21 protein-coding genes, 1 tRNA gene, 1 other RNA gene and 2 riboswitches are annotated in these 20,292 nt (G+C 62.7%); of the genes, 9 read left to right on the top strand and 14 right to left on the bottom strand.

Translation table 11 applies throughout. The features are described 5' to 3' along the window. Positions 1 to 2: 2 nt before the first annotated feature. Genes gcvPA through gcvT form a run of 3 tightly spaced genes read right to left on the bottom strand, consistent with a single transcriptional unit; the run spans position 3 to position 2,904 of the window. Complete coding sequence (gcvPA, locus tag JM946_RS27215) at positions 3 to 1,370, bottom strand: aminomethyl-transferring glycine dehydrogenase subunit GcvPA (RefSeq protein WP_203170594.1); 1,368 nt, start codon at positions 1,368 to 1,370, stop codon at positions 3 to 5. Between the two features lie 8 nt (positions 1,371 to 1,378). Next, complete coding sequence (gcvH, locus tag JM946_RS27210) at positions 1,379 to 1,771, bottom strand: glycine cleavage system protein GcvH (RefSeq protein WP_203170593.1); 393 nt, start codon at positions 1,769 to 1,771, stop codon at positions 1,379 to 1,381. A 50-nt stretch (positions 1,772 to 1,821) separates the two neighbouring features. After that, positions 1,822 to 2,904 (bottom strand): glycine cleavage system aminomethyltransferase GcvT, encoded by a 1,083-nt coding sequence (gcvT, locus tag JM946_RS27205; RefSeq protein WP_203170592.1) that lies wholly within the window; start codon positions 2,902 to 2,904, stop codon positions 1,822 to 1,824. Positions 2,905 to 2,965: 61 nt separating this feature from the next. After that, positions 2,966 to 3,082, bottom strand: a riboswitch (glycine riboswitch). Positions 3,083 to 3,114: 32 nt separating this feature from the next. Further along, positions 3,115 to 3,202: riboswitch (glycine riboswitch) on the bottom strand. An 80-nt stretch (positions 3,203 to 3,282) separates the two neighbouring features. Here gcvT and ispG point away from each other — a divergent pair. The 3 genes from ispG to JM946_RS27190 are packed head-to-tail and all read left to right on the top strand — an operon-like array spanning position 3,283 to position 5,319. Further along, positions 3,283 to 4,509, top strand: a complete 1,227-nt coding sequence (gene ispG / locus JM946_RS27200) for a flavodoxin-dependent (E)-4-hydroxy-3-methylbut-2-enyl-diphosphate synthase (RefSeq protein WP_203170591.1) — start codon at positions 3,283 to 3,285, stop codon at positions 4,507 to 4,509. Next, positions 4,506 to 4,847: a 4a-hydroxytetrahydrobiopterin dehydratase gene (locus JM946_RS27195; protein WP_203170590.1), complete on the top strand. Its 342-nt coding sequence runs from the start codon at positions 4,506 to 4,508 to the stop codon at positions 4,845 to 4,847. Before ispG ends, JM946_RS27195 begins: the two co-directional genes overlap by 4 nt. Before the next feature lie 46 nt (positions 4,848 to 4,893). Next, a complete protein-coding gene (locus JM946_RS27190; RefSeq protein WP_203170589.1) occupies positions 4,894 to 5,319 on the top strand; it encodes a hypothetical protein in 426 nt (141 codons plus the stop codon). A 15-nt stretch (positions 5,320 to 5,334) separates the two neighbouring features. Here JM946_RS27190 and JM946_RS27185 read toward each other — a convergent pair whose 3' ends face one another. The 7 genes from JM946_RS27185 to JM946_RS27155 are packed head-to-tail and all read right to left on the bottom strand — an operon-like array spanning position 5,335 to position 14,040. Beyond that, complete coding sequence (locus JM946_RS27185; protein WP_203170588.1) at positions 5,335 to 6,321, bottom strand: alpha-L-glutamate ligase-like protein; 987 nt, start codon at positions 6,319 to 6,321, stop codon at positions 5,335 to 5,337. Next, complete coding sequence (locus tag JM946_RS27180; protein WP_203170587.1) at positions 6,321 to 7,853, bottom strand: inactive transglutaminase family protein; 1,533 nt, start codon at positions 7,851 to 7,853, stop codon at positions 6,321 to 6,323. The genes JM946_RS27185 and JM946_RS27180 overlap by 1 nt, the downstream gene beginning before the upstream one ends. Beyond that, a complete protein-coding gene (locus JM946_RS27175) occupies positions 7,850 to 9,523 on the bottom strand; it encodes an acyl-CoA dehydrogenase family protein (RefSeq protein ID WP_203170586.1) in 1,674 nt (557 codons plus the stop codon). The genes JM946_RS27180 and JM946_RS27175 overlap by 4 nt, the downstream gene beginning before the upstream one ends. 42 nt (positions 9,524 to 9,565) lie before the next feature. Beyond that, entirely contained in the window at positions 9,566 to 10,819 is a 1,254-nt protein-coding gene (locus tag JM946_RS27170; RefSeq protein ID WP_203170585.1) for a UbiH/UbiF/VisC/COQ6 family ubiquinone biosynthesis hydroxylase, read from the bottom strand. Next, positions 10,816 to 12,096, bottom strand: coding sequence for a 2-octaprenyl-6-methoxyphenyl hydroxylase (ubiH, locus tag JM946_RS27165; RefSeq protein ID WP_203170584.1), 1,281 nt, complete (start codon positions 12,094 to 12,096; stop codon positions 10,816 to 10,818). Before ubiH ends, JM946_RS27170 begins: the two co-directional genes overlap by 4 nt. After that, the gene (gene pepP, locus JM946_RS27160) at positions 12,093 to 13,397 is read right to left on the bottom strand and encodes a Xaa-Pro aminopeptidase (protein WP_203170583.1); all 1,305 of its coding nucleotides are present in this window, start codon (positions 13,395 to 13,397) and stop codon (positions 12,093 to 12,095) included. The genes ubiH and pepP overlap by 4 nt, the downstream gene beginning before the upstream one ends. A 25-nt stretch (positions 13,398 to 13,422) precedes the next feature. Beyond that, positions 13,423 to 14,040: a UPF0149 family protein gene (locus JM946_RS27155; RefSeq protein WP_203170582.1), complete on the bottom strand. Its 618-nt coding sequence runs from the start codon at positions 14,038 to 14,040 to the stop codon at positions 13,423 to 13,425. Positions 14,041 to 14,333: 293 nt separating this feature from the next. Here JM946_RS27155 and JM946_RS27150 point away from each other — a divergent pair, with 293 nt between their 5' ends. The 6 genes from JM946_RS27150 to rpiA all read left to right on the top strand — a co-directional run bounded on the left by JM946_RS27150 (position 14,334) and on the right by rpiA (position 17,352). Beyond that, the gene (locus JM946_RS27150; RefSeq protein WP_203170581.1) at positions 14,334 to 14,567 is read left to right on the top strand and encodes a TIGR02449 family protein; all 234 of its coding nucleotides are present in this window, start codon (positions 14,334 to 14,336) and stop codon (positions 14,565 to 14,567) included. Next, positions 14,564 to 14,875, top strand: coding sequence for a cell division protein ZapA (locus JM946_RS27145; protein WP_230980008.1), 312 nt, complete (start codon positions 14,564 to 14,566; stop codon positions 14,873 to 14,875). Before JM946_RS27150 ends, JM946_RS27145 begins: the two co-directional genes overlap by 4 nt. Positions 14,876 to 15,077: 202 nt before the next feature. Then, a non-coding RNA gene (gene ssrS / locus JM946_RS27140) (6S RNA) lies at positions 15,078 to 15,264 on the top strand. A gap of 19 nt (positions 15,265 to 15,283) precedes the next feature. Next, positions 15,284 to 15,904: a 5-formyltetrahydrofolate cyclo-ligase gene (locus JM946_RS27135; RefSeq protein ID WP_322110994.1), complete on the top strand. Its 621-nt coding sequence runs from the start codon at positions 15,284 to 15,286 to the stop codon at positions 15,902 to 15,904. A gap of 10 nt (positions 15,905 to 15,914) precedes the next feature. After that, positions 15,915 to 16,376 (top strand): EVE domain-containing protein, encoded by a 462-nt coding sequence (locus tag JM946_RS27130; protein WP_203170579.1) that lies wholly within the window; start codon positions 15,915 to 15,917, stop codon positions 16,374 to 16,376. A gap of 322 nt (positions 16,377 to 16,698) precedes the next feature. After that, positions 16,699 to 17,352, top strand: a complete 654-nt coding sequence (gene rpiA, locus JM946_RS27125) for a ribose-5-phosphate isomerase RpiA (protein WP_203170578.1) — start codon at positions 16,699 to 16,701, stop codon at positions 17,350 to 17,352. Here the strand turns inward: rpiA and JM946_RS27120 are convergent. The 4 genes from JM946_RS27120 to rplM all read right to left on the bottom strand — a co-directional run bounded on the left by JM946_RS27120 (position 17,315) and on the right by rplM (position 20,090). Continuing rightward, entirely contained in the window at positions 17,315 to 18,373 is a 1,059-nt protein-coding gene (locus tag JM946_RS27120) for a quinone-dependent dihydroorotate dehydrogenase (RefSeq protein ID WP_230980007.1), read from the bottom strand. The two genes, rpiA and JM946_RS27120, sit on opposite strands and share 38 nt — an antisense overlap. Before the next feature lie 789 nt (positions 18,374 to 19,162). After that, positions 19,163 to 19,236: transfer RNA gene (locus JM946_RS27115), tRNA-Gln, on the bottom strand. Between the two features lie 9 nt (positions 19,237 to 19,245). Continuing rightward, a complete protein-coding gene (rpsI, locus tag JM946_RS27110; RefSeq protein WP_203170577.1) occupies positions 19,246 to 19,638 on the bottom strand; it encodes a 30S ribosomal protein S9 in 393 nt (130 codons plus the stop codon). Between the two features lie 23 nt (positions 19,639 to 19,661). Next, complete coding sequence (gene rplM, locus JM946_RS27105; protein WP_203170576.1) at positions 19,662 to 20,090, bottom strand: 50S ribosomal protein L13; 429 nt, start codon at positions 20,088 to 20,090, stop codon at positions 19,662 to 19,664. Positions 20,091 to 20,292 lie beyond the last annotated feature (202 nt).

The following is a 20,292-nucleotide window of genomic DNA, read 5'->3' as shown; positions in this document are numbered from 1 at the left end:
GCTCACGGCTTGCGCTCCAGAACATCGGCCAAAGCCAGGGCATACGCGTCCAGATCCGCATCGGTGCGCATCTCCGTGGCGCACACGAGCAGCGCGTTGTCCAGCTCGGGATAGAGTTTCGACAAATCCAGTCCACCGACGATGTTGCGTTTGGCCAAGGCGTCGAGCACGTCGCCCACCCGGGTCGGCAGCTGTAACACAGCTTCATGAAAACGGTAACCGTCGAACACGACTTTCACGCCGGGAATGCGCGTGAGCTTGTCGACCAGCTTGTTGGCTTGCCCTTGCGAGGTCGCGGCGACCGCTTCCAGACCGGCGGCGCCCAACAGCGACATATGAATGGTCGCCGCCGTCACCAGCAGACCCTGGTTGGTGCAGATGTTGGACGTCGCCTTGCTGCGACGGATGTGCTGCTCGCGAGCCTGCAGCGTCAGCGTGAAGCCCTGCTTGCCGTCGAGATCGACCGTGCGGCCGATGATCCGGCCCGGCATCTGGCGCACATGTTCCATGCGCGTGGTCATGAAGCCGAAGTACGGGCCGCCCGAGGACAACGGCACGCCCAGCGGCTGGCCGTCGCCGACCACGATGTCGACACCCTTGGCGCCCCACTCGCCCGGCGGCTTGAACAACGCCAGCGACAGCGGATTCACCACTGCGATCACCAGCGCGTTGTTGGCATGCGCCCAGTCGGTGATGGCGTCGACGTCTTCCATCTGGCCGAAGAAATTCGGCTGCTGGACCACGACTGCAGTGATGTCCTCGCCCTTCAATGCTTCGAGCTGCGAAAACTGCAGCGTGCCCTTGCCCGCTTCATACGGGAGCACCGTGAAGCTGAGGTTTTGACCTTCAACGACAGCGCGCGCCACGGACAGATAAGTCGGGTTCACCGTCGTCGGTACCACGATGCGAGCCGACTTCGATTTGCGATGCGCGCGCACCGCCATCAAGCAAGCTTCCGCCAGCGCTGAAGCGCCGTCGTAGAGCGAAGCGTTCGAGACTTCCATGCCCGTCAGGCTGCTCATCATCGTTTGATATTCGTACAGCAGCTGCAGCGTGCCCTGGCTCGCTTCCGCCTGATACGGCGTGTATGCGCTGTAGAACTCGCCGCGCGTCACGATGGCCCAGACGGCTGCGGGAATGTGATGTTCGTAAGCGCCCGCACCCAGGAAGTTCAGCGGACGACCGTCCTGCTGAGCACGCTCCTGCATGAGACGCCCGACTTCCATTTCGCTCAGTGCATCGGGAATGCCGGCCAGCGCTTTTGTGCGCAGCGCCGCCGGGATTTCGTCGAAGAGCGCGTCGATGCTCGGCGCGCCGATGGCGGCCAGCATTTCGCTGATCTCTGATTCGGTGTGAGGAATGAACGGCATGGCGGCACTCAGTGGGCGTCGGCGACGACTTTCTCGTAAGCCTTGGCGTCGAGCAGCTGCTGCAGCTCGTCGGTGTTGCTCGGCTTGATCTTGAACAGCCAGCCGGCGCCGTACGGATCGCTGTTGACCAGTTCGGGGGAGCCGCTCAGCGCGTCGTTGGCGGCAACCACTTCGCCGGACACCGGGCTATAAACATCGGACGCGGCCTTCACTGATTCCACGACCGCGGCCGCGCCGCCCTTGCTGAGCGACTTGCCCACTTCCGGCACTTCGACGAACACCAGGTCGCCGAGCGCGCCCTGCGCATGATCGGAAATGCCGATGGTGACCGTGCCGTCGCTCTCGACGCGCGCCCACTCGTGAGAATCCAGATATTTCAGGTCGGCGGGAATGTTGGCCATGACGAAATCCTTGAAGTGACTGATGTCTGGTGACTGATGACTAGGAAGAATCAGGAAACGAGGGGCTTGCCGTTGCGGACGAACGGGTACTTCACGACGCGCGCCGCGAGCAATTTGCCGCGGATATCGACCTCGACGCGATCGCCAGTCGCTGCAGGCACGCGCGCGAATGCGATGGACTTTTCCATCGTCGGCGAGAAGGTGCCGCTGGTGATTTCACCGTCCCCGGCAGGAGTGACGACGCGCTGATGACCGCGCAGCACGCCGCGATCGTCGAGAATCAAGCCGACCAGCTTGCGCGGCACGCCTCCGGCGCGTTGCGCTTCCAACGGGGCACGGCCGACGAAATCGCGTTCCGGCGGATCGAACGCCACCGTCCAGGTCAGGCCCGATTCGAGCGGCGACAGGTTTTCATCCATGTCGTTGCCATAAAGATTCATGCCGGCTTCGAGTCGCAACGTGTCGCGCGCGCCGAGGCCACACTGCGCGACACCCGCGGCCTTGAGATCGCTCCAGAACTTCGGAGCGTCGGCCACCGGCATCATGATTTCCCAGCCGTCCTCGCCCGTGTAACCGGTGCGCGAGATGAAGTACTTGCCGAACTCGCGCCCCACGAACGTCTTCAGCTGCAAAGCTTGGTCGGCGTATTGACCGACCAGCGTCGCTGCCTTGGCGCGCGCGTTCGGCCCCTGCACGGCAATCATCGCCAGATCGGTGCGCGGCCGGATCTCCACCTGGAACTGATCGGAAAAGCGCTTCAGCCACGCAATGTCCTTGTCGCGCGTGCCGGCGTTCACGACTACGCGGAACCAGGACTCGTTGATGAAATAAACGATCAGATCGTCGACCACGCCGCCGCGCTCGTTGAGCATGCAGCTGTACAACGCCTTGCCCGATTCCTTGAGCTTGGCGACATCGTTGGCCAGCAGATAGCGCAGGTACTCGCGCACGCGCGCGCCCGTAACATCCGCGATCAGCATGTGGGACACGTCGAACATGCCGGCGTCCCGCCGCACGGCGTGATGTTCTTCGATCTGCGAGCCGTAATTGACCGGCATGTCCCAGCCGCCGAAATCGACCAGGCGTGCGCCAGCGGCGACATGGGTGTCGTACAGGGGAGTCTTGAGGCCCATCGATGCTCCGGGTGACCGTTGTTGGATCAGGTGAAAGCATTGCGCCGAACGCCTGCGCGCTCGACGCCCCTCTGTCCTGATACCTGAGAGATCCGGCGCCGACCCGCTGCGTCGGCCGCCTCTCCCCTTCGGTGAACTGCCGACCTGTGCCTGACAGCTACTCTCCAGAGCCCGCCGAGTAAGCCGCGGCCTTATGTCCGCCAGTCTCACAGGGGCACGCCGTTCATTTGCCTGAGCGTTTCCGGGCGGTTGCGCCTTCGGCGGCGGGGTAGGTCCCGCTCTCTCCGGCCGTGCCTTGCGATGGGTGGGCGTATGGTAGCCGAACGCGATGGCCATTGCTCATGGAGCGGGGCTCGTGGGGTTACAATACCCGCCTCTATGCGCCCCATCCGACGTCATTCCATCCCCGTCCGTATCGGCTCCGTCACTGTCGGCGGCAACGCCCCGGTCGTCGTGCAATCGATGACCAACACCGACACCGCCGATATCGAATCCACCGTCACCCAGGTCAAAGCCCTGGCGCGCGCCGGCTCCGAACTGGTGCGCGTGACCGTCAACACCGATGAAGCGGCCGCCGCCGTTCCTCACATTCGCGACCGGCTCGCGCGGATGGGCGTTCATGTGCCCATCGTCGGCGACTTTCATTTCAACGGTCACAAGCTGCTCAAAGCGCACCCGGCCTGCGCCGAGGCGCTGGCGAAATATCGAATCAACCCGGGCAACGTCGGCCGCGGCAGCAAACGCGATCCGCAGTTCGCCGAAATGATCGAAGTGGCCCTGCGCAACGACAAGCCGGTGCGCATCGGTGTGAACTGGGGCAGCCTGGATCAGGACCTGCTGACGCGCCTGATGGATGAAAACTCCAGGTCGGCCGAACCGATGGATGCGCGTGACGTGACGCGCGAGGCCTTGGTCGTGTCGGCATTGGAATCGGCCACGCGCGCCGAGGAGCTGGGACTCAAATCCGATCGGATCGTGATTTCATGCAAGATCAGCGGTGTGCAGGACCTGATCTCGGTGTATCGAAATCTGGCAAAGCGCTGCGACTATGCACTGCACCTCGGTTTGACCGAGGCTGGCATGGGCTCCAAAGGCATTGTCGCGTCCACCGCCGGCATGGCCGTGCTGCTCCAGGAAGGCATCGGCGACACCATTCGCGTGTCGCTCACGCCCGAGCCCGGCGGCGATCGCACTCAGGAAGTGATCGTCGCGCAGGAAATCCTGCAGACCATGGGACTGCGCTCGTTCATGCCCATGGTGGTCGCCTGCCCCGGCTGTGGCCGCACCACGTCGACCTATTTCCAGGAGCTGGCGCAGAAGATTCAATCTCACATCCGGCATCAGATGCCGGAATGGCGCAAGCAATATGTCGGCGTCGAGGACATGACGGTCGCGGTCATGGGCTGCGTGGTCAACGGGCCTGGCGAGAGCAAGCACGCCAACATCGGCATCAGTCTGCCGGGCACCGGCGAACGGCCGGTGGCGCCGGTTTATGTCGATGGCGAGAAAGGCCCGACCTTGAAGGGCGAGCACATCGCCGAAGAGTTTCAGTCGCTGGTCGAGGAATACATCGCCCGAACCTATGCGCGGAGGGCTTCCGCATGAATGCTCCACTTTCTGAACAGCGCTGCAAGCCTTGCGAAGGCGGCGTCGCGCCGCTGTCGCCGAACGAAGCGCAATCGCTGATGAAGCAGCTGAACGAGCATTGGCAACTGGCCGAGGACGGTCGCAGCATTCGTGGCGAGTGGAAATTTCGCAACTTCTATCAGGCCATGAGTTTCGTGAACGCGGTGGCTCACATTGCCAACACCGAAGATCATCACCCGGATCTGGAGGTCGGCTATGGCTACTGCCGGATGACGTACAATACTCATGCGATCGGCGGCTTGTCGCAGAACGATTTCATCTGCGCCGCCAAAGTGGACGCGCTGCCTCGAACCTGATTCGAACTCGAGTCGAGATCAGGCCTGTAGCTTAAGGAGATCTGTCATGCGCCGAGCTACGTCTCCTCGTACCTGGGTTGCCTGCCTCCTGCTCGGGCTGCTTGCCTCGCTGCCCGCCTCCGCCGTTACCGTGACCGCGCTGTCGTATGACCCCGCGGAAGATCAGCTGGTCATGACCATCGCCTACCGCGGCACTCACGAGAATCACGACTTTTCGGTGCAATGGGCCGAATGCCAGCGCCTCGACGACGCCCGCTCGCAGATCCTCGGCCTGCTGGTCGATAGCGCCGCCAACGATCTAGCCCGCCAGAACTTCACCAAGGAACTGAAGGTCGATCTGCAAGGATTCGCTTGCCGTCCCGCGAAAGTGACCATCCGCACCTCCGCCGGCTTCTTCGCCTCGGTGGACATTCCGCCGCCGCCAAAGAAACAAATCCCTGCGCCCGTCACGGACGCTCGCAACGCGCCGTGATTTAGCAGAGCGACATCAAGCGACCACGGGAATGGCCTCAGTCGCGAGGACCGGCCCAACGGGGTGACGGAACTCGCGCTGAGAAAAGGCGATGCGTTCGGCGGGGGCGGCGGAGAAATCGGCTTTGTCGTCGCAGATCTTCAGGCGCCGTAACAATCCCTGACGATTGGCGATCTGAATCGCGAGGCCCGGCCGGGCGTTCAACTCCAGCACCAGCGGACCGAGATCGCGGTCGAGCACGATGTCGACGCCGATGTAGCCCATGCCGGTCAACTCATAACAGCGCGCGGAAATATCCAGAATCACGTCCCAGTCCGGAATTTTCAGCCCGGAAATGGCGTGCGTCGTATCTGGATGATGCGTGACCACCTGCGTCCCGACCACGCCATCCAGCGTGACCCCCGAGGCCAGGTCGATGCCCGCCCCTACCGCGCCCTGATGCAGATTCGCCTTGCCGTGCGAGGCGCGTGTCGGCAGGCGAACCATGGACATGATGGGATAGCCGCGATACACGATTACGCGAATGTCCGGAACGCCCAGATAGCTGATGCGCTCGAACAGCGGCGAGAAGCGCACCATGTACTCGACGATGACCACGTCCTGCACGCCGCCCAGACTGAACTGACCGTTGATCGCATTGGACAGATGATGATTCAGAAAATCATCGTCCAGCAGCGTGCCGCTGATGGTCCGATAGCGCGACGAGCTGCGACCGGATATCACCACGATGCCGTCGCCGGCGCTGCCATGCGCGGGCTTCAAAGCAAACTCCGGGTGATCGCGCACGATCTCCGGCAGCCGTCGGATGTCGTGCTGCGTCTCGATGACCCCGTACAACTGCGGAACCGCAATGCCTGCGGCGAGCGCCAGCCGCTTGGTTTTCAGCTTGTCGTCCACCAGCGGATACAACCGCCGCGGATTGAACCTGAGGATGTAGTCGCCGTTGCGCTTGTTGAGTCCAAGCACCCCCTCCTGGGCCAGCCCGCGATAGCGGCCGAACATTACGACGCGCTCCGCGATGGCAACAGCGCCTTGAAGCGCCGCAGCTCGAGCAGGCGATAGCCGGTGTAACGACCGGCCAGCAGCGACAGGGCGATGACCAGCAGCAACAACTCGGGGAATACGAAGATCAGATGTTCCAGCCAGACCAGGCCCATGATCACGTAGGCGACCGCCGCGACGATCAGGCTCCCGATGCCTTCCTGCAGCGCTTCGGAAGCGCCGCGCTCCTCCCACACGATGGACATGCGTTCGATGGTCATGGACAGGATCACCATCGGGAACAGCGCGATCGACAAACCCGGCTGGATCTCCAGCTTCTGGCTGAGCACACTGATGCCGGCCATCAGGATGACCACCACCGTGAGCACCGTGGTCAAACGCGGCACCAGCAACAAGCGCAGCTTTTCCAGATAGAACCGGATCAACAAGCCCAACGACACGATCACCGCGAACAACACGATGCCCCACAGCAGCTGCGTCTCGCGGAACGCCAGCGCCACCAGCACCGGCATGAAGGTGCCGAACGTTTTGACGCCGATGAAGTTACGCAGCAGCATGATCACCAAGGCGCCGATCGGGATCATCATCAGCACCGCGTAGACCGCCTGGGTGGCAATCGGCAGCGCGAACAGGGAGAAGTCCATGGCGTGCGAGCCGGTCAACTCGGCGCGCCGCTCCGCCACCACCATGGAGTCCAGCAGGTTCTGCTGAACCGCCAGGGTCACATCCAGATTGCCGCCGCCCTCGAGGCTGGCGATCGGATCGTCGCCGCGCCACCAGATCAGGAAATCCGGTGGCAAGCCCTGCTCCAGGGTCTTGGGATTGAAGTACAGCCACTGCACGCCGTCGTGCACTTCCAGCAGCTGCTGGGATTGCACCGGCCCCGCGACGTTGCGCAGCTGGATGCCATGCGCGATGCGCGCAGGAATCTGCGCGCCAGCGAGAAAGATCGTGGCGAGCTCGGCTTGATTCGAAGGCGCACTGCCCCGGCTCATGAACAGGCTGACGTAAGGGTCGCGCTCGGCGTGATTGATGTGACGAAGCAGCTCGGTCGTGAAACTCGCCACGTCCGCCGACTGACGCCGCACTTCGGCAATCAGTCCCTCCATGGCGATGCGCGACGGCTCATCGAGTACCGGCTGCTCGGGAAACGGCGGAGTCGTGTCCTCGGCCAGCCGCGTCACATCGCGATAGACCTGCGCGCGGTAGTACAGCGTTTGCGGTCCTCTCGCCTCCCGCAGCGTCCATTGCGACTCGCGCCCGGCCTCCACATTGCGGATCGCATGACCAAAGCCGCGCGAAATGAAATTCTCATCCAGGATGGAATAGCCCGGCGTCAGACTCGGAATGCGTAGCGTCGCCTTGACGGCCGCCGGCCCGGGGTCGAAGCGCACCGCGGCCTCGATGGTCCACACGCGCGTCTGTTCCAGCGGCCGCAACGGAAAGCCCAGCACTTGCGACTTGTACGCGAACAGCGCCAAGCCCATCAGCGCCAGCACCGCTGACAGCACATAGATGTGACGATTGTTCATTCGATCAGGCGGGCCGAATCTTCGCTGTTGATATCGACAAGCAGGTCCAGGGGTGCGGCGGCGAACCGGCCCACTGCGGCCGTGTCGGCAGCATTGTTGCTGGCGCCGGCATGCTCGATCAGCAACGCCAGCTGCAACGCGCGTCCCAGAGTCATCGCGAGTCTGCGGGCGTGGGCCTGCAAACGTCGCGGATCGTCATTGTGACTCAGCCACTGCCCGACGTGTTCGACGGCTGCCAGGGCCAGCCGGCCGGCCGCGACCAGACGCGCCTCCCCATTCCCATCATCGACTGCAGTGGAAATACCTTGCTCGATCCGAGCCCGCAATGCCGGCAATCCGACAGCGAGCTCGCCGCGTAACAGGGCATCCAGGGCGAGCACGTTGGTGGTTCCTTCCCAGATCGGCAACACTTGGGTGTCACGTAACAACATCGGCAGACCGGTATCTTCTACATAACCGGCGCCGCCGAACGCTTCTATGCACTCGCTCACAACTGCGACCGCCTGCTTGGCGGTCAGCAGCTTGGCGATGGGGGTGATGAGTCGCAGCAGGGCTCGTTGCGAGTCGCTCAGCTCGCCGGCTTCCTGGCGCCCCATCAACTCCACCAGCTCGAACGCGAGCAGAAACGCGCCACGGGTTTCCGCTTCCAGGCCGGCCAGCGTATCGATGTGTAGCGGCAGTTCTTCCAGCCGCGCGCCAAAGGCGCGACGTTGAGCGGCGTAGGAACGAGCAAGCATCAGCGCCCGACGCATGAAGCTCACCGAAGTTACGCTGTTCCAGGCGCGCGTGACGGTCAGCATCGGCTCGATGTTTTTAGTGCCATGCCGGGTATCGCCCACCAGCTCGGCGTATGCACCCTCGAGCATCAGCTCGGCGGTCGGCACCTTGCGAGTTCCCAGCTTGTCCTTGAGGCGCTCGACACGAATGCCGTTCAAGCTGCCGTCGTCGTTGTGAGTCTCTACATAGAACATCGCGAGCCCGCTGCCGCCCGGGCCATTGCCTTCGGGCCGCGCCAGCGTAAGCGCCATTTGTGACGTAATGGCGGAGGTAAACCATTTCTTGCCGAACAGCCGCCATCGCCCGCCGTCATCGCGCACTGCCCTGGTAAGCGACGCGCCCACATCGGAGCCGCCGGTGGACTCGGTCATCCATTGCCCGCTGGTCCACGCCTGCGCGGGGTCGCGGCTGGTCAAACGAGTGACGGCGCGGTCGATCAATGCTCGATTGCCCGAGACACTCAGCGTGCGCGCGGCGCCGTCCGTCATCGCCAATGGACAGGTATAAACATCCGAGGAAGGATGGAACAGATAGACCGCTGCGAACTGATGGATTCGAGAGTAGCGACCGTGTCGTCGCTCATAAGGGATGGCGATCAACCCGTGGGTCGCCGCGATCTGCGCCGCCCGCTGCCAGAGCGGCGACACTTCGATGCGATCGATGCGATTACCCCACGCATCCCACTGCGTCAGGGTGGGCTCGTTGAGCCGGTCCTGCAGTTGCAATCGATACAACTCGCCGCCCGCCAACGCGCCCAGCTCGCTGAGCGACGGCTCGATCTCGGCCAGTACCTCGGCCGGCAACCGCCGTTGCAGATAGCTGCGCAAAAAGGTGTCGTCGCCATACTGGTTGCCCAGCATCGGCGGGGACTGGATGAAGACTGTGCTTTGCATCCTCCGACCCACCCTGCTTGAAGTTGATGTGCGTCCGACCGCTCAGCGGTGCGTGCGCACCAGAGCCGGGGCGTCGCCGCCCGTCCCCAAGGCGCGCCCCATCAGGAAACGCTTGGCCAGCGCACTGCCGTCGACGATGTTCAATCCGGCGCGGCGCGCCCAGCCGAGACTATCAGCCCGACTGCCGAACAGCTTGTTCAAGCCATCCACCAGCCCCAGGGCCACGGCGTTCTCGCTCTTGCGCCAGCGCTCATAGCGACGCAGGACGCGCCGCTCGCCGAGTTGCGTGGGCTTCAAGCCACGATCCAGCTCGTCGGCCAGCACTTCGACCAGCGCCGCACTGTCCAGAAAACCGAGATTCACACCCTGCCCCGCCAATGGATGAATGGCGTGAGCAGCATCGCCCACCAGCACGAAACGCTCGCGGCAATAATCTTTCGCGTGCGTGAGTCGCAATGGAAATTGTCCGCGCAGACCCGCGAGTTCAACCGTGCCCAAGGTGCAGTCGAGCGCGAGCATCAATTGCTTCGCGACCTGCTCGGGTGCCTCGGCGACGAGACGTTCGGCGTGCTCGGGCGTGGTGGTCCAGACGATGGAACTGCGGCCGTCCGCGAGCGGCAGATAAGCGATCGGCCCATCCGGCAGAAATCTCTGCCACGCGGTCCGCGCATGAGTATGTTGGGTGCGAACGTGAGTGACGAAGGCGCGCTGCTGGTAATCCCAGCCGGTCGTTTCAATGCCGGCCAGTTTGCGGCTCGGTGAATTCGAGCCGTCCGAGCCGATGATCAATGCCGCCTCGATGCGGCGGCCGTCACTCAAGATGGCCGCGGCATGATCTTCGTCGAACTCGAGCCCGGTCAGCTCGCCTCGCAGCAACGTCACACGATTGCGGAAAGCGGCGCTGTCATAGATCGACCAGAGCACGCGGCGGTTCTCGACGATATAACCCAGGTTGGGCTCGCCCGATTCGCTCGCGGAAAAATGAATGGAGCCGGAGCCGCGAGGCTTGCCTTCCGCGTCCCACACGACCATGTCGTCGTAGGCGCTGACGTGCTGAGCGGGCAGCAGCTGCCAGGCGCCGATCTCTCTCAAGATGCGCTCGGAGGCGCGTGAGATGGCCGATACACGCAGGTCGATATCTTCAGCGGCCTCCGGCGGCGGCATCATGGGGGGCTGCGCTTCCAGCACGGCGATGCGCAGATCGGCGAACTGAGGATGGGTTGCGGCCAGCGCGGCGACACACGTGCCGACCAAGCCGCCGCCGATGACCAGGATATGAAAACCTGTCTTCTTCATGGGGGTAAGAGGGGTGCGCCCCGGGCCAGACGGGGCACTCGGCCCGCCGCCCCCAACGATAACTGCGACAACGCATCTTTTGCGGACGGCATGAGATCGAACGCCAGCATGCCCGCGTCACGTAGCAACTTGATGGGACCGAACGGCTGTGAGAACACGCGCACCAGACCATCGGTGAACCGAACGATGTTGCTCCGGTCGGCGGCCCGCCACTCGCGATAGCGCTGCAGCCACACTCCGTCGCCGGCATCGAACTCGGTTGCACCTACAGCGCGACCATCGGCGAGGACCTCTGCAAGGCTGACCGCGTCGCGCAGACCGAGATTGAAGCCCTGCCCCGCGATGGGATGCAACGTCTGCGCAGCGTTGCCCACGATCGCCAGGCGCTCGGCTACGTATTCATCCGAACGCGTCAGCGACAGCGGATACAACTGTCGACTGCCGATGCGCGTGAAACGGCCGAGACGGAATCCAAACGCACTCTGCAGGCGCTCCAGGAATTGGCCATCGCTCAGACCGGTCATTTCTCTGGCGGTGTCGGGACGGAAGGTCCAGATCAGTCCCAGTCGTCCTTCGGTCAGCGGCAACAACGCCAACGGCCCGGCCGGGGTGAACCGCTCGTACGCCACGTGATCGTGGAAGTGTTGCGACAGCACGTTGCTGACCAGCGCGACTTGTTCGTAGTCCCAGGTGCTCGCGCCGATGCCGGCCGATTGCCTCAAGGTGGAACGAGCGCCGTCCGCGGCAACCGCAAGCTTCGCCTCTACCACTCGCACCGTGCCGTCGCCGAGCACGCACTCGATGCGCTGCTGATGCTGTTGCAATTGCATCGACTGCACCTTGGCCGGCGCCAGCACGGTGATGTTCGGCTCGCTGCTCAGCCGTCGCCACAATGCCGCGCCCATGACGCGATTGACGACCACGTGACCGAGCGCGCCGAGGCCCTGCTCCTTGGCGTGGATGCGAGTAAAACCGAAGCGTCCTTGATCGGAGACATGAATGCGACGAATCGCCGTCGCCTCGCGCTCGATCAGCGACCAAACACCCAACGCCTCGAATATGCGTCGACTGCCGTTCGACAAGGCCGTGCTACGGTCGTCGAAGCTGGGTTGATCGGCCGCGCCGAACGGAGCCGCTTCGATCAGCGCAATTCGCAACTGCAGCTGCGCCAACGCCAGCGCGAGGCTCGCACCGACCAGTCCGCCGCCGGCAACGGCGACATCGACGATCAGAGGTTCCGACGTGGGACCCGCTGCAGTGGGACTGGCGTCGCTCATGCGTTCATCAGCTTTTCGATGTCGTCGGCATCCTTCACCAGCGCCGCGGTCAGCACTTCGTTGCCGTCCTTGGTCACCAGCACGTCGTCCTCGATGCGCACTCCGATGTTCCACCAGCGCTTGGGCACGCCCTTGCTGCGGGCGGGAATATAGATACCGGGCTCCACCGTCATGGCCATGCCCGGCTCGAGCACGCGCCATTGATCGCCGATCTTGTAGTCGCCGACATCGTGCACATCCATGCCCAGCCAGTGCCCGGTCCGGTGCATGTAGAAGCGCCGATATTCGCCATCCTTGATCAGGTTGCTCACCTTGCCCTTGAGCAGCCCGAGCTTCACCAGGCCCTGGGTGATCGCCTTCACTGCCGCCTCATGTGGCTCGTTCCAGTGATTGCCGGGCTTGGTCTTTTCGATGGCAGCGTGCTGCGCCTCCAGCACGACTTCATACACGGCGCGTTGTTCAGGCGAGAAACGACCACCGACCGGGAACGTGCGGGTGATGTCCGAGGCGTACAGTTCGTACTCGCAGCCGGCGTCGATCAGCAGCAGGTCGCCGTCGCGCAGCTCCTCGGAGTTTTCGTGATAGTGCAGGATGCAGGTGTTGGCGCCGCTGCCGACGATCGGATGGTATGAGATATCCGCATTGTTCATGCGGAACTCGTGCAGCAGCTCTGCCATCACCTGATATTCCTTGCGGCCCGGCTCGGTGAAGCGCATGGCGCGCTGGTGAGCCGACACCGCGATCCGAGCCGACTCGCGCATCAACTCGACTTCCGGCCGCGATTTGTACAGCCGCATATCGTGCAGGAGATGATCGAGCGCGACGAATTCCTGCGGAGGATGCACACCGGTGCGCGCCTGCGTCTTGAGCGAGTTGACCCAGCCGATCACGCGCTGATCGAACTCCTGATGCAGGCCCATCGTGTAGTACACGCGCGAGCAGTGTTCCATCAATCCCGGAAGGATGTCGTCGATGTCGTTGATAGGAAACGCATCGTCGGCGCCATAGTCGCGCACCGCCCCTTCCGGGCCGGCACGATGACCATCCCAGGTTTCGCGCGCCGGATCGCGCTCGCGCGTGAACAGCACATATTCAGCGGTGCTGCGGCCCGGGATCAGCACCGCGACCGATTCCGGCTCGGCGAAGCCGGTGAGATAGAAAAAATCGCTATCCGGCCGGTAGTGATAACTCACGTCGCTGTTGCGCGTCTTTTCGGGAACGGCGGGCAGGATGGCGATGGCGCCGCGGCCCATCATTTTCATGAGCTGCCGGCGCCGGCGGGCGAATTCGTCTTTGCGCATGAGTAACGCTGATGGCTTCTTGGGATCAATGCAGAGTGTTGTGATCGGGATCCTGATCGGAGTCGAGATCGCTCGGGCCGGAGCCTTCATCCCCCGTGTCGATGCGCTGGGCAGCGGCGGGAATCAGCTCGTCGTGAATCAGCTGCACGCCCACGCGCACGTATTCGACCACCTCGGCATAGGCTTCTTCTTCGCTCTCGCTGCCCTCGCCTTCGAGCTCGACGCTGGCGCGACCGATATGAGTCAAATCGTTGAGGATTTCGTTCACGTTGCCCGGCAGCTGCTGCTGCTTGGGCGGTTGACCGGTGCCGAAGCCATACAAGAAACCCTGGCACCACTGCGACAGACCGCCGGCGCGCGCCGCCAGCGAGATGTCGTCGTCGGGCAGCAGCACCTCGAAATCCATGTCTTCGCCACGCAATGCCTTGAGCGTGTCGGCATACAACAGACGCAGCGCCTGCTGGCTGTCGTCGTCGTTGCGACGATCCTGCTCTGGAATGATTTCTTCCAGCCAGCGCTCCAGCGGATAATGCGGCGAAGTGCACAGCGCGCCGACCAGACAACCGTGGGCCTCCGCCGCCGGCACCGACGATCCGAGCCCTTCCAGGACGCGTACAATTTCTGCGAATGTGACTTGCAGCATCGCCGCTATCTTAGCACTGCTCAAAACTCGGGATCGGCCATTACGCTGTGCAGTCCCTGCTCCGCGTAAGCCCAGGGTGTACATCCATGTACACCCGCTCGGCGGAGCGAAGCATGCTCCGCTGAAAGGCGCCGCCGAGCCCTGCCACGACCCTCGTGCGAGACGATAAAAGGCGTGACTTTTGTCGCTCGCCGCCGCCTGCGGCGGCGGGAACATCCATGTACCGAGGCCGGTACTCTCATCCACGACTCGGTGGTTTGACCCGCTAGGGGGCCGGACGCATAATCGGCCGCATGAATCCCACACCATCCCGAGCCAACGTCGACGCCGAGCTGAAGCTGCTCGAACGACGCGTGGAAGAGCTGGTGGCGCTGGTGGCGCAACTTCAGGAAGAGAACCGCGCCCTGCGCCAGCGACAGGATTCGATGATGACGGAACGCGCCACCCTGCTGCAAAAAAACGAGCAGGTGCGCGCACGGGTGGAAGCGATGATTGGCCGATTGAAGGCGATGGAGCACAACGCATGAGCGACCGCATGGTCCGTGTCAGTGTGCGCATCCTGGAAAAGGAGTACCAGGTCGCCTGCCTGCCCGAAGAGCGCTCGGAGCTGCTCGACTCGGCGGAATTTCTCAACGGCAAGATGCGCGAGATCCGCGATGCCGGCAATATCGTCGGCCTGGACCGGATCGCGGTGATGGCGGCGCTCAACCTTGCGCACGAGCTGCTCAAGCGCAATCGCAACGACGCCATCGAGAGCGAAGTCAGCGACCGCGTACGCCAGATGCGCGAGCGCGTGGAATCGGCCTTGAGCCGAGGCCAGCAATTGCCGCTCTAGTTGAAACGCGACTCCGGCATCCTGCCACTCGCGCTGGGGCGCAGAGGGGAAAGGGCGCGAGTTTTCCCCGCGCTCGCCGCGGCCGTAACAGGCACATCCTTGTGTCTGGGGATTGAAGCTTCGAAAATCACCCTGAGATCGGGTGAACTTGGGACTGCGGATGCGCGTTACGGACGCAGACTCAGAATTGGTTTTGTTATGGCGCTGCCTGCGGTGTTCGACGTGTGTCGGGTTACCTCTCGACCCTAACGTTAATACCCCAGGGATTCGGTTTCGTAGCAGCGGTGTGCAAGTCCGTCTCGAACGGAAAGCCTTAGCTGTTACGGCTGCGTCCCACCTATTGCTCCGTGTCGAGAGCAATGGCTCATGACGGCACAGGCGGGTAGCGCCTCCTCTTCCCCCGCGCAGCTGCTGGATCGCCAGCAGCTGCGACGGTACGTGCGGCAGCAACGCCGCCAGCTCTCCTCCCTCGATCGCGCCGATGCTCATCGGCAATTCGCACGTCTATTGAGCGCCAGCTGGTTGCTTCGCCCCGGGCGACGCGTGGCGGTGTACTTCGCCTATGGGTATGAAGCGGACCTCGATGCCGTGATCCAACTCGCACGCCGTCGCCGCTGCCTGCTCTACCTACCCGTGATCACCGACTTTCGTCGCAGCCGCATGCGCTTCGTACGCTACGACGCCGATAGCGTGATGCGCGTAAACCGGTACGGCATCGCCGAACCTGATCCTCGCCAAGCCGAAATCATTCCGGTACGCCGACTCGATCTGGTGTTGCTGCCGCTGGTCGCGGTCGATGAGCGCGGCTGGCGACTCGGCAGCGGCGCCGGCTTCTACGATCGCGTTCTGCATCACCTGCGCGAAGGTCGTCGCTGGCGACGACCCAAGCTCATCGGCGTGAGCTACGAATGTCAGCGCGTCGCTCGCCTGCAACCCGATCGCTGGGACGTGCCGCTGGACGGGCTGCTGACTGAACGCGGCCTGCGCTATTTCGCACGCCCCGCTGCTCGAGATCTCAGCACCGACTGATGGAGTCGTCATGAACTATTGGTTGATGAAGTCCGAACCTTCGACGTTCGGCATCGATGACCTGGCACGCGCCAGGAACAGCACCTCCGGCTGGGACGGCGTGCGTAATTTCCAGGCGCGCAACTATATGCGCGAGATGAAAAAGGGCGATCTGGTGTTCTTCTATCACTCCAGCTGCCCGGTGCCAGGCATCGCCGGCGTTGCCGTCGTACAACGCGAGGCCTATCCCGACCCCACCCAGTTCGACAGCAAGAGCGATCACTACGATGCGATGAGCGATCCAGACAACCCGCGCTGGTTCATGGTGGATGTGAAGCTCGTCAGGAAGTTCGACACGGTGATCTCGCTGGACGAACTGCGTAAGCACGCCGCCGGCAAGCTCAAGGACATGATCGTGCTCAAACGCGGCAATCGATTGTCGGTCACGCCGGTGACCAAGAGCGAATGGAGCTTCATCGAGTCGCTCGTCTGAGCGCTTCGAGGCGATCTCCATCGCGCATCGCGAGCGAGTGCGTTGAGAACTCGCACAACAAAATTGCACGCGCCTCTTGCTTGCCATTTTTAATTTATGTATATACTGCGCCCGGACTAACTCGACATGGAGATCTAGTATCATGGCAACGAAAGCAAAGAAGTCTGCGAAGAAGAAAGGCGGCAAGAAGAAGGCTGCCAAGAAGAAGTAAGTTCTTCTGAGTAGATGATGATGAAGACTGTGCCCGCGAAAGCGGGCACAGTCGTTTCCGGAGCCTGGAAAAACAGGTGTTTTCGCAGCATCGCCGCACGAGCCACACACCATGAACGCCGATCAATTGAAGCAGCAAGCCGCCCTCGCCGCCCTCGCCCACGTCGAGGAGGACTCCATCCTCGGCATCGGCACCGGCTCCACGGTCGATCACTTCATCGATGCATTGGCCGCGCAAAAGGTGCGCATTCGAGGCGCGATCTCGAGTTCCGAGCGCTCGACCGCTCGCTTGCAGCGTCATGGCATCGACGTTCTCGACCTCAATACCGCCGGTGAGCTGGACCTGTACGTCGACGGCGCCGACGAGTCGGATCGTCACCGACGCCTGATCAAGGGTGGTGGCGGCGCATTGACCCGCGAAAAGATCGTCGCCGCCGCATCGCGGCGCTTCATCTGCATCGCCGACCAATCCAAGCTGGTGAGCGTGCTCGGCAAATTCCCGCTGCCGGTGGAGGTGATCCCGATGGCGCGCTCGTATGTCGCCCGACAATTGGTTGCTTTAGGGGGACAACCGGTCTATCGCGAAGGCTTCGTCACCGACAACGGCAATCAGATCCTCGACGTGCACGGCTTGAGTATCGTCGATCCGGTGCAGATGGAGAGCGACATCAATCAGCTCGCCGGCGTGGTCACCGTTGGCTTGTTCGCGCGCCGGCCTGCGGATCTACTTATCCTGGGTTCGCCGCAGGGCGTGCAGACCTTGTGAACGCCGCCACCGCGGCGACGATCTCCTTCACCAGCCGCGGGCCGCGATAAATCAGGCCGGTGTAGATCTGAATCAGATCTGCACCTGCTTGCAAGGCAGCAACCGCCGCCTCGCCCGAATCGATGCCACCTGCCGCGATCAACGGCACCTGCGCTCCGAGATGCTCACGCAGAACGGGTATCGACTTGAGCGCCAACGGACGAATCGGCGCGCCGCTCAATCCACCCTGCTGTTCGCTGTTCTTCACGCCCTTCACGGCGTCGCGCGTAATGGTGGTATTGGTCGCGATCATTCCATCGATGCGCAACTCGCGAACCAGTCGCGCGATGGCGGCGAAATCTTCGCTCGTCAGATCGGGCGACACCTTAACCAGTATCGGCAGCGCCCTACCGGTACTTGAGGTCAACTGCACTCGCGCCTCGAGGAGTGCGTCGAGGATGGGGCGAAGTTGATCGACCTGTTGCAGCTGACGGAGGTTGGCGGTGTTGGGTGACGAGACGTTCACCGTAACGTAGTCGGCGTGAGGTGCGACCACGCGAAAACATTCGACGTAATTTCGCGCGGCATCTTCGAGCGGAGTCACGGCGTTCTTGCCGATGTTGATGCCGCACGGCCCGGCGAACGTTCTGCTCGCGAGACGCTGCGCGATCGCCTCGGCACCTTCGTTTGGAAAGCCCATTCGATTGATCAATGCTTGCACTTCGGGGAGACGAAACAAACGCGGCGTCGCGTTACCGGTTTGTGGCTGCGCTGTCACGGTGCCGGCTTCGATAAATCCAAAACCCAATGCTCCGAGTGCGTCGATGTGTTTCGCATTTTTATCGAGCCCTGCCGCGAGGCCGACGCGATTCGGGAATCGCAAACCCATCAACGTCACCGCGTCCTGCGCCTTCGACTCATGCCCACCGAGCATTCCCAGGGTGTGCGCCATCTCCAGCATCTGGAACGTCACTGCATGCGCACGTTCACCGTCCATCGAAAACAGGATCGGTCGGACCAATGGGTACAAGGAGTCGATCATGTTGTGTGTCGCTTCTTCGTCGTGCGCGCGCGTGTTTGTGGAGTTGTGATTCTCGCTGCTTCTTTCAGCGAAGTCGAAGAGGCGGGTTGTTCGGCCTCAGTGGCTCGCAGTGCCAGGGCTGGGTGCCTCCTCCCGGCACCGCTGCACCCGCCGCGCTTCGCTATCGCTCGCGCGCTGCTTGTACATCCATGTAGCGCTAATGGGCCGACATCCCTGTCGGTCCCATTTGCCGGGAGGAGGCACCCAGCCCTGACACTGCCGACGCCGCTGTGTAGTTCGAAAGCTCAGACCAAGAGCGGTTGTCGATACCGCCGCAATGCCTGAAAGCTCAACATCAGCCTCGATACCACCGCAGTGTCTGAAAGTCCGGAGCAAAAACAGCTCTTGATACCGGCCCGGTGCTCCGAAAGCTCAGAGCACATCGGCTAATCCAGCCGGCGCTCTCTTCCATTCCGAGCAAGCAGACGAGCTCATTCTTTTAATTCAGCGGCTGCGTTGAACATCGAACGCCGCAGCACACCACTTCGAAAAGCCGGGCTGCCAAAGCAAAGCTGCAGGCTGCGGCTGGGGAGGTATGTTCTCCGGGATCAACAGGGACGTTGACCCATTGGCGCTACATGGAGGTACAAGCAATGCGGCCGCGATAGCGGGCGCGGCGAGTGCAGCGGTGCCGGGAGGACTGACCTCCTCCCAGGCGCTGCCCGCCACCGAGACCGAAGACGAAGCTCTTCAAATCGAAACGCAGGCCCCAAAAACAAACAGGCCCACCGAAGTGGGCCTGTCCGAGTTTGGTTGGGGGACTAGGATTCGAACCTAGGTTGACGGAGTCAGAGTCCGTAGTCCTACCGCTAGACGATCCCCCAGGAGCAGGATTATCGCTTCGAGAACTGCGTACCGCGACGCGCCTTCCGGAAGCCGACCTTCTTACGCTCGACTTCGCGGGCGTCGCGGGTCACATAACCCGCATCGCGCAGCGGCTTGCGCAAGGTCTCGTCGTACTCGATCAACGCACGGGTCAGACCGTGGCGGATGGCGCCGGCCTGGCCGGTGGTGCCGCCGCCCTTCACCGTCACTTCGACGTCGAAGGTGTTGTCCAGGTTCACGGCTTCCAGCGGCTGACGCACGATCATGCGCGCGGTCTTGCGGCCGAAGAACTCATCGAGCGTGCGATCGTTCACGCGGATGTTGCCGGTGCCCTTGCGCAGGAACACCCGGGCGGTGGAGGTCTTGCGGCGGCCGGTGCCGTAGTTGGTGGAAATGGCCATGTCTGAATGCGTACCTTAAGAGATTAAATCTCGAGCGCCTTCGGCTGCTGCGCGGTGTGCGGATGCTTGTCGCCCGCGAACACATGCAGCTTCTTGAACATCTTCCGACCCAGCGGGTTCTTCGGAAGCATGCCCTTCACGGCGAACTCGATGGCGCGCTCGGGGTGCTTGTCGAGCAGCTTTTCCAGGCTGGTGCTCTTCAAGTTACCCATGTAGCCGGTGTGGTGATGGTAGAACTTGTCCGTCAGCTTGCGGCCCGTCACGCGGATCTTGCCGGCGTTGAGGATCACGATGTGATCGCCGGTGTCGCAGTTCGGGGTGTAAGCCGCCTTGTGCTTGCCGCGCAGACGCGTGGCGACCGCCGAGGCCAGACGGCCCAGGGTCTTGCCCGTCGCGTCGATCACGTACCAGTCGCGGCGGACCGTTTGCGCATTGGCGAAGACGGTACTCATTGAAATCTCCGGGAAAACTTGTTGCGCCCTGCCACCCAGGGGGCGAAAAGGCCGGCAAGTCTAATGGACGATTGGAGCCATTGCAAACGCAGTAACTAGCGGATTCTGGGGATTCTGGAAGGAGCGCCCACCGGCCGGGCCAGATTGCCCCAGGCCGGGCCGGCGCGGCCCGGACATATATAATGAATCCCGCCATGACGAC

The organism is Steroidobacter gossypii, assembly GCF_016801985.1.
Lineage (GTDB): Bacteria > Pseudomonadota > Gammaproteobacteria > Steroidobacterales > Steroidobacteraceae > Steroidobacter > Steroidobacter gossypii.
The sequence above is the reverse complement of the archived record's forward strand: the minus strand, read 5'-3'. Positions and strand labels throughout refer to the sequence as shown.

Bases quoted from the DNA above. Each gene is read 5' to 3' on its own strand.
- gcvPA (WP_203170594.1), bottom strand. From the start codon at position 1,370: ATGCCGTTCATTCCTCACACCGAATCAGAGATCAGCGAAATGCTGGCC.
- gcvH (WP_203170593.1), bottom strand. From the start codon at position 1,771: ATGGCCAACATTCCCGCCGACCTGAAATATCTGGATTCTCACGAGTGG.
- gcvT (WP_203170592.1), bottom strand. From the start codon at position 2,904: ATGGGCCTCAAGACTCCCCTGTACGACACCCATGTCGCCGCTGGCGCA.
- ispG (WP_203170591.1), top strand. From the start codon at position 3,283: ATGCGCCCCATCCGACGTCATTCCATCCCCGTCCGTATCGGCTCCGTC.
- JM946_RS27195 (WP_203170590.1), top strand. From the start codon at position 4,506: ATGAATGCTCCACTTTCTGAACAGCGCTGCAAGCCTTGCGAAGGCGGC.
- JM946_RS27190 (WP_203170589.1), top strand. From the start codon at position 4,894: ATGCGCCGAGCTACGTCTCCTCGTACCTGGGTTGCCTGCCTCCTGCTC.
- JM946_RS27185 (WP_203170588.1), bottom strand. From the start codon at position 6,321: ATGTTCGGCCGCTATCGCGGGCTGGCCCAGGAGGGGGTGCTTGGACTC.
- JM946_RS27180 (WP_203170587.1), bottom strand. From the start codon at position 7,853: ATGAACAATCGTCACATCTATGTGCTGTCAGCGGTGCTGGCGCTGATG.
- JM946_RS27175 (WP_203170586.1), bottom strand. From the start codon at position 9,523: ATGCAAAGCACAGTCTTCATCCAGTCCCCGCCGATGCTGGGCAACCAG.
- JM946_RS27170 (WP_203170585.1), bottom strand. From the start codon at position 10,819: ATGAAGAAGACAGGTTTTCATATCCTGGTCATCGGCGGCGGCTTGGTC.
- ubiH (WP_203170584.1), bottom strand. From the start codon at position 12,096: ATGAGCGACGCCAGTCCCACTGCAGCGGGTCCCACGTCGGAACCTCTG.
- pepP (WP_203170583.1), bottom strand. From the start codon at position 13,397: ATGCGCAAAGACGAATTCGCCCGCCGGCGCCGGCAGCTCATGAAAATG.
- JM946_RS27155 (WP_203170582.1), bottom strand. From the start codon at position 14,040: ATGCTGCAAGTCACATTCGCAGAAATTGTACGCGTCCTGGAAGGGCTC.
- JM946_RS27150 (WP_203170581.1), top strand. From the start codon at position 14,334: ATGAATCCCACACCATCCCGAGCCAACGTCGACGCCGAGCTGAAGCTG.
- JM946_RS27145 (WP_230980008.1), top strand. From the start codon at position 14,564: ATGAGCGACCGCATGGTCCGTGTCAGTGTGCGCATCCTGGAAAAGGAG.
- JM946_RS27130 (WP_203170579.1), top strand. From the start codon at position 15,915: ATGAACTATTGGTTGATGAAGTCCGAACCTTCGACGTTCGGCATCGAT.
- rpiA (WP_203170578.1), top strand. From the start codon at position 16,699: ATGAACGCCGATCAATTGAAGCAGCAAGCCGCCCTCGCCGCCCTCGCC.
- JM946_RS27120 (WP_230980007.1), bottom strand. From the start codon at position 18,373: ATGATCGACTCCTTGTACCCATTGGTCCGACCGATCCTGTTTTCGATG.
- rpsI (WP_203170577.1), bottom strand. From the start codon at position 19,638: ATGGCCATTTCCACCAACTACGGCACCGGCCGCCGCAAGACCTCCACC.
- rplM (WP_203170576.1), bottom strand. From the start codon at position 20,090: ATGAGTACCGTCTTCGCCAATGCGCAAACGGTCCGCCGCGACTGGTAC.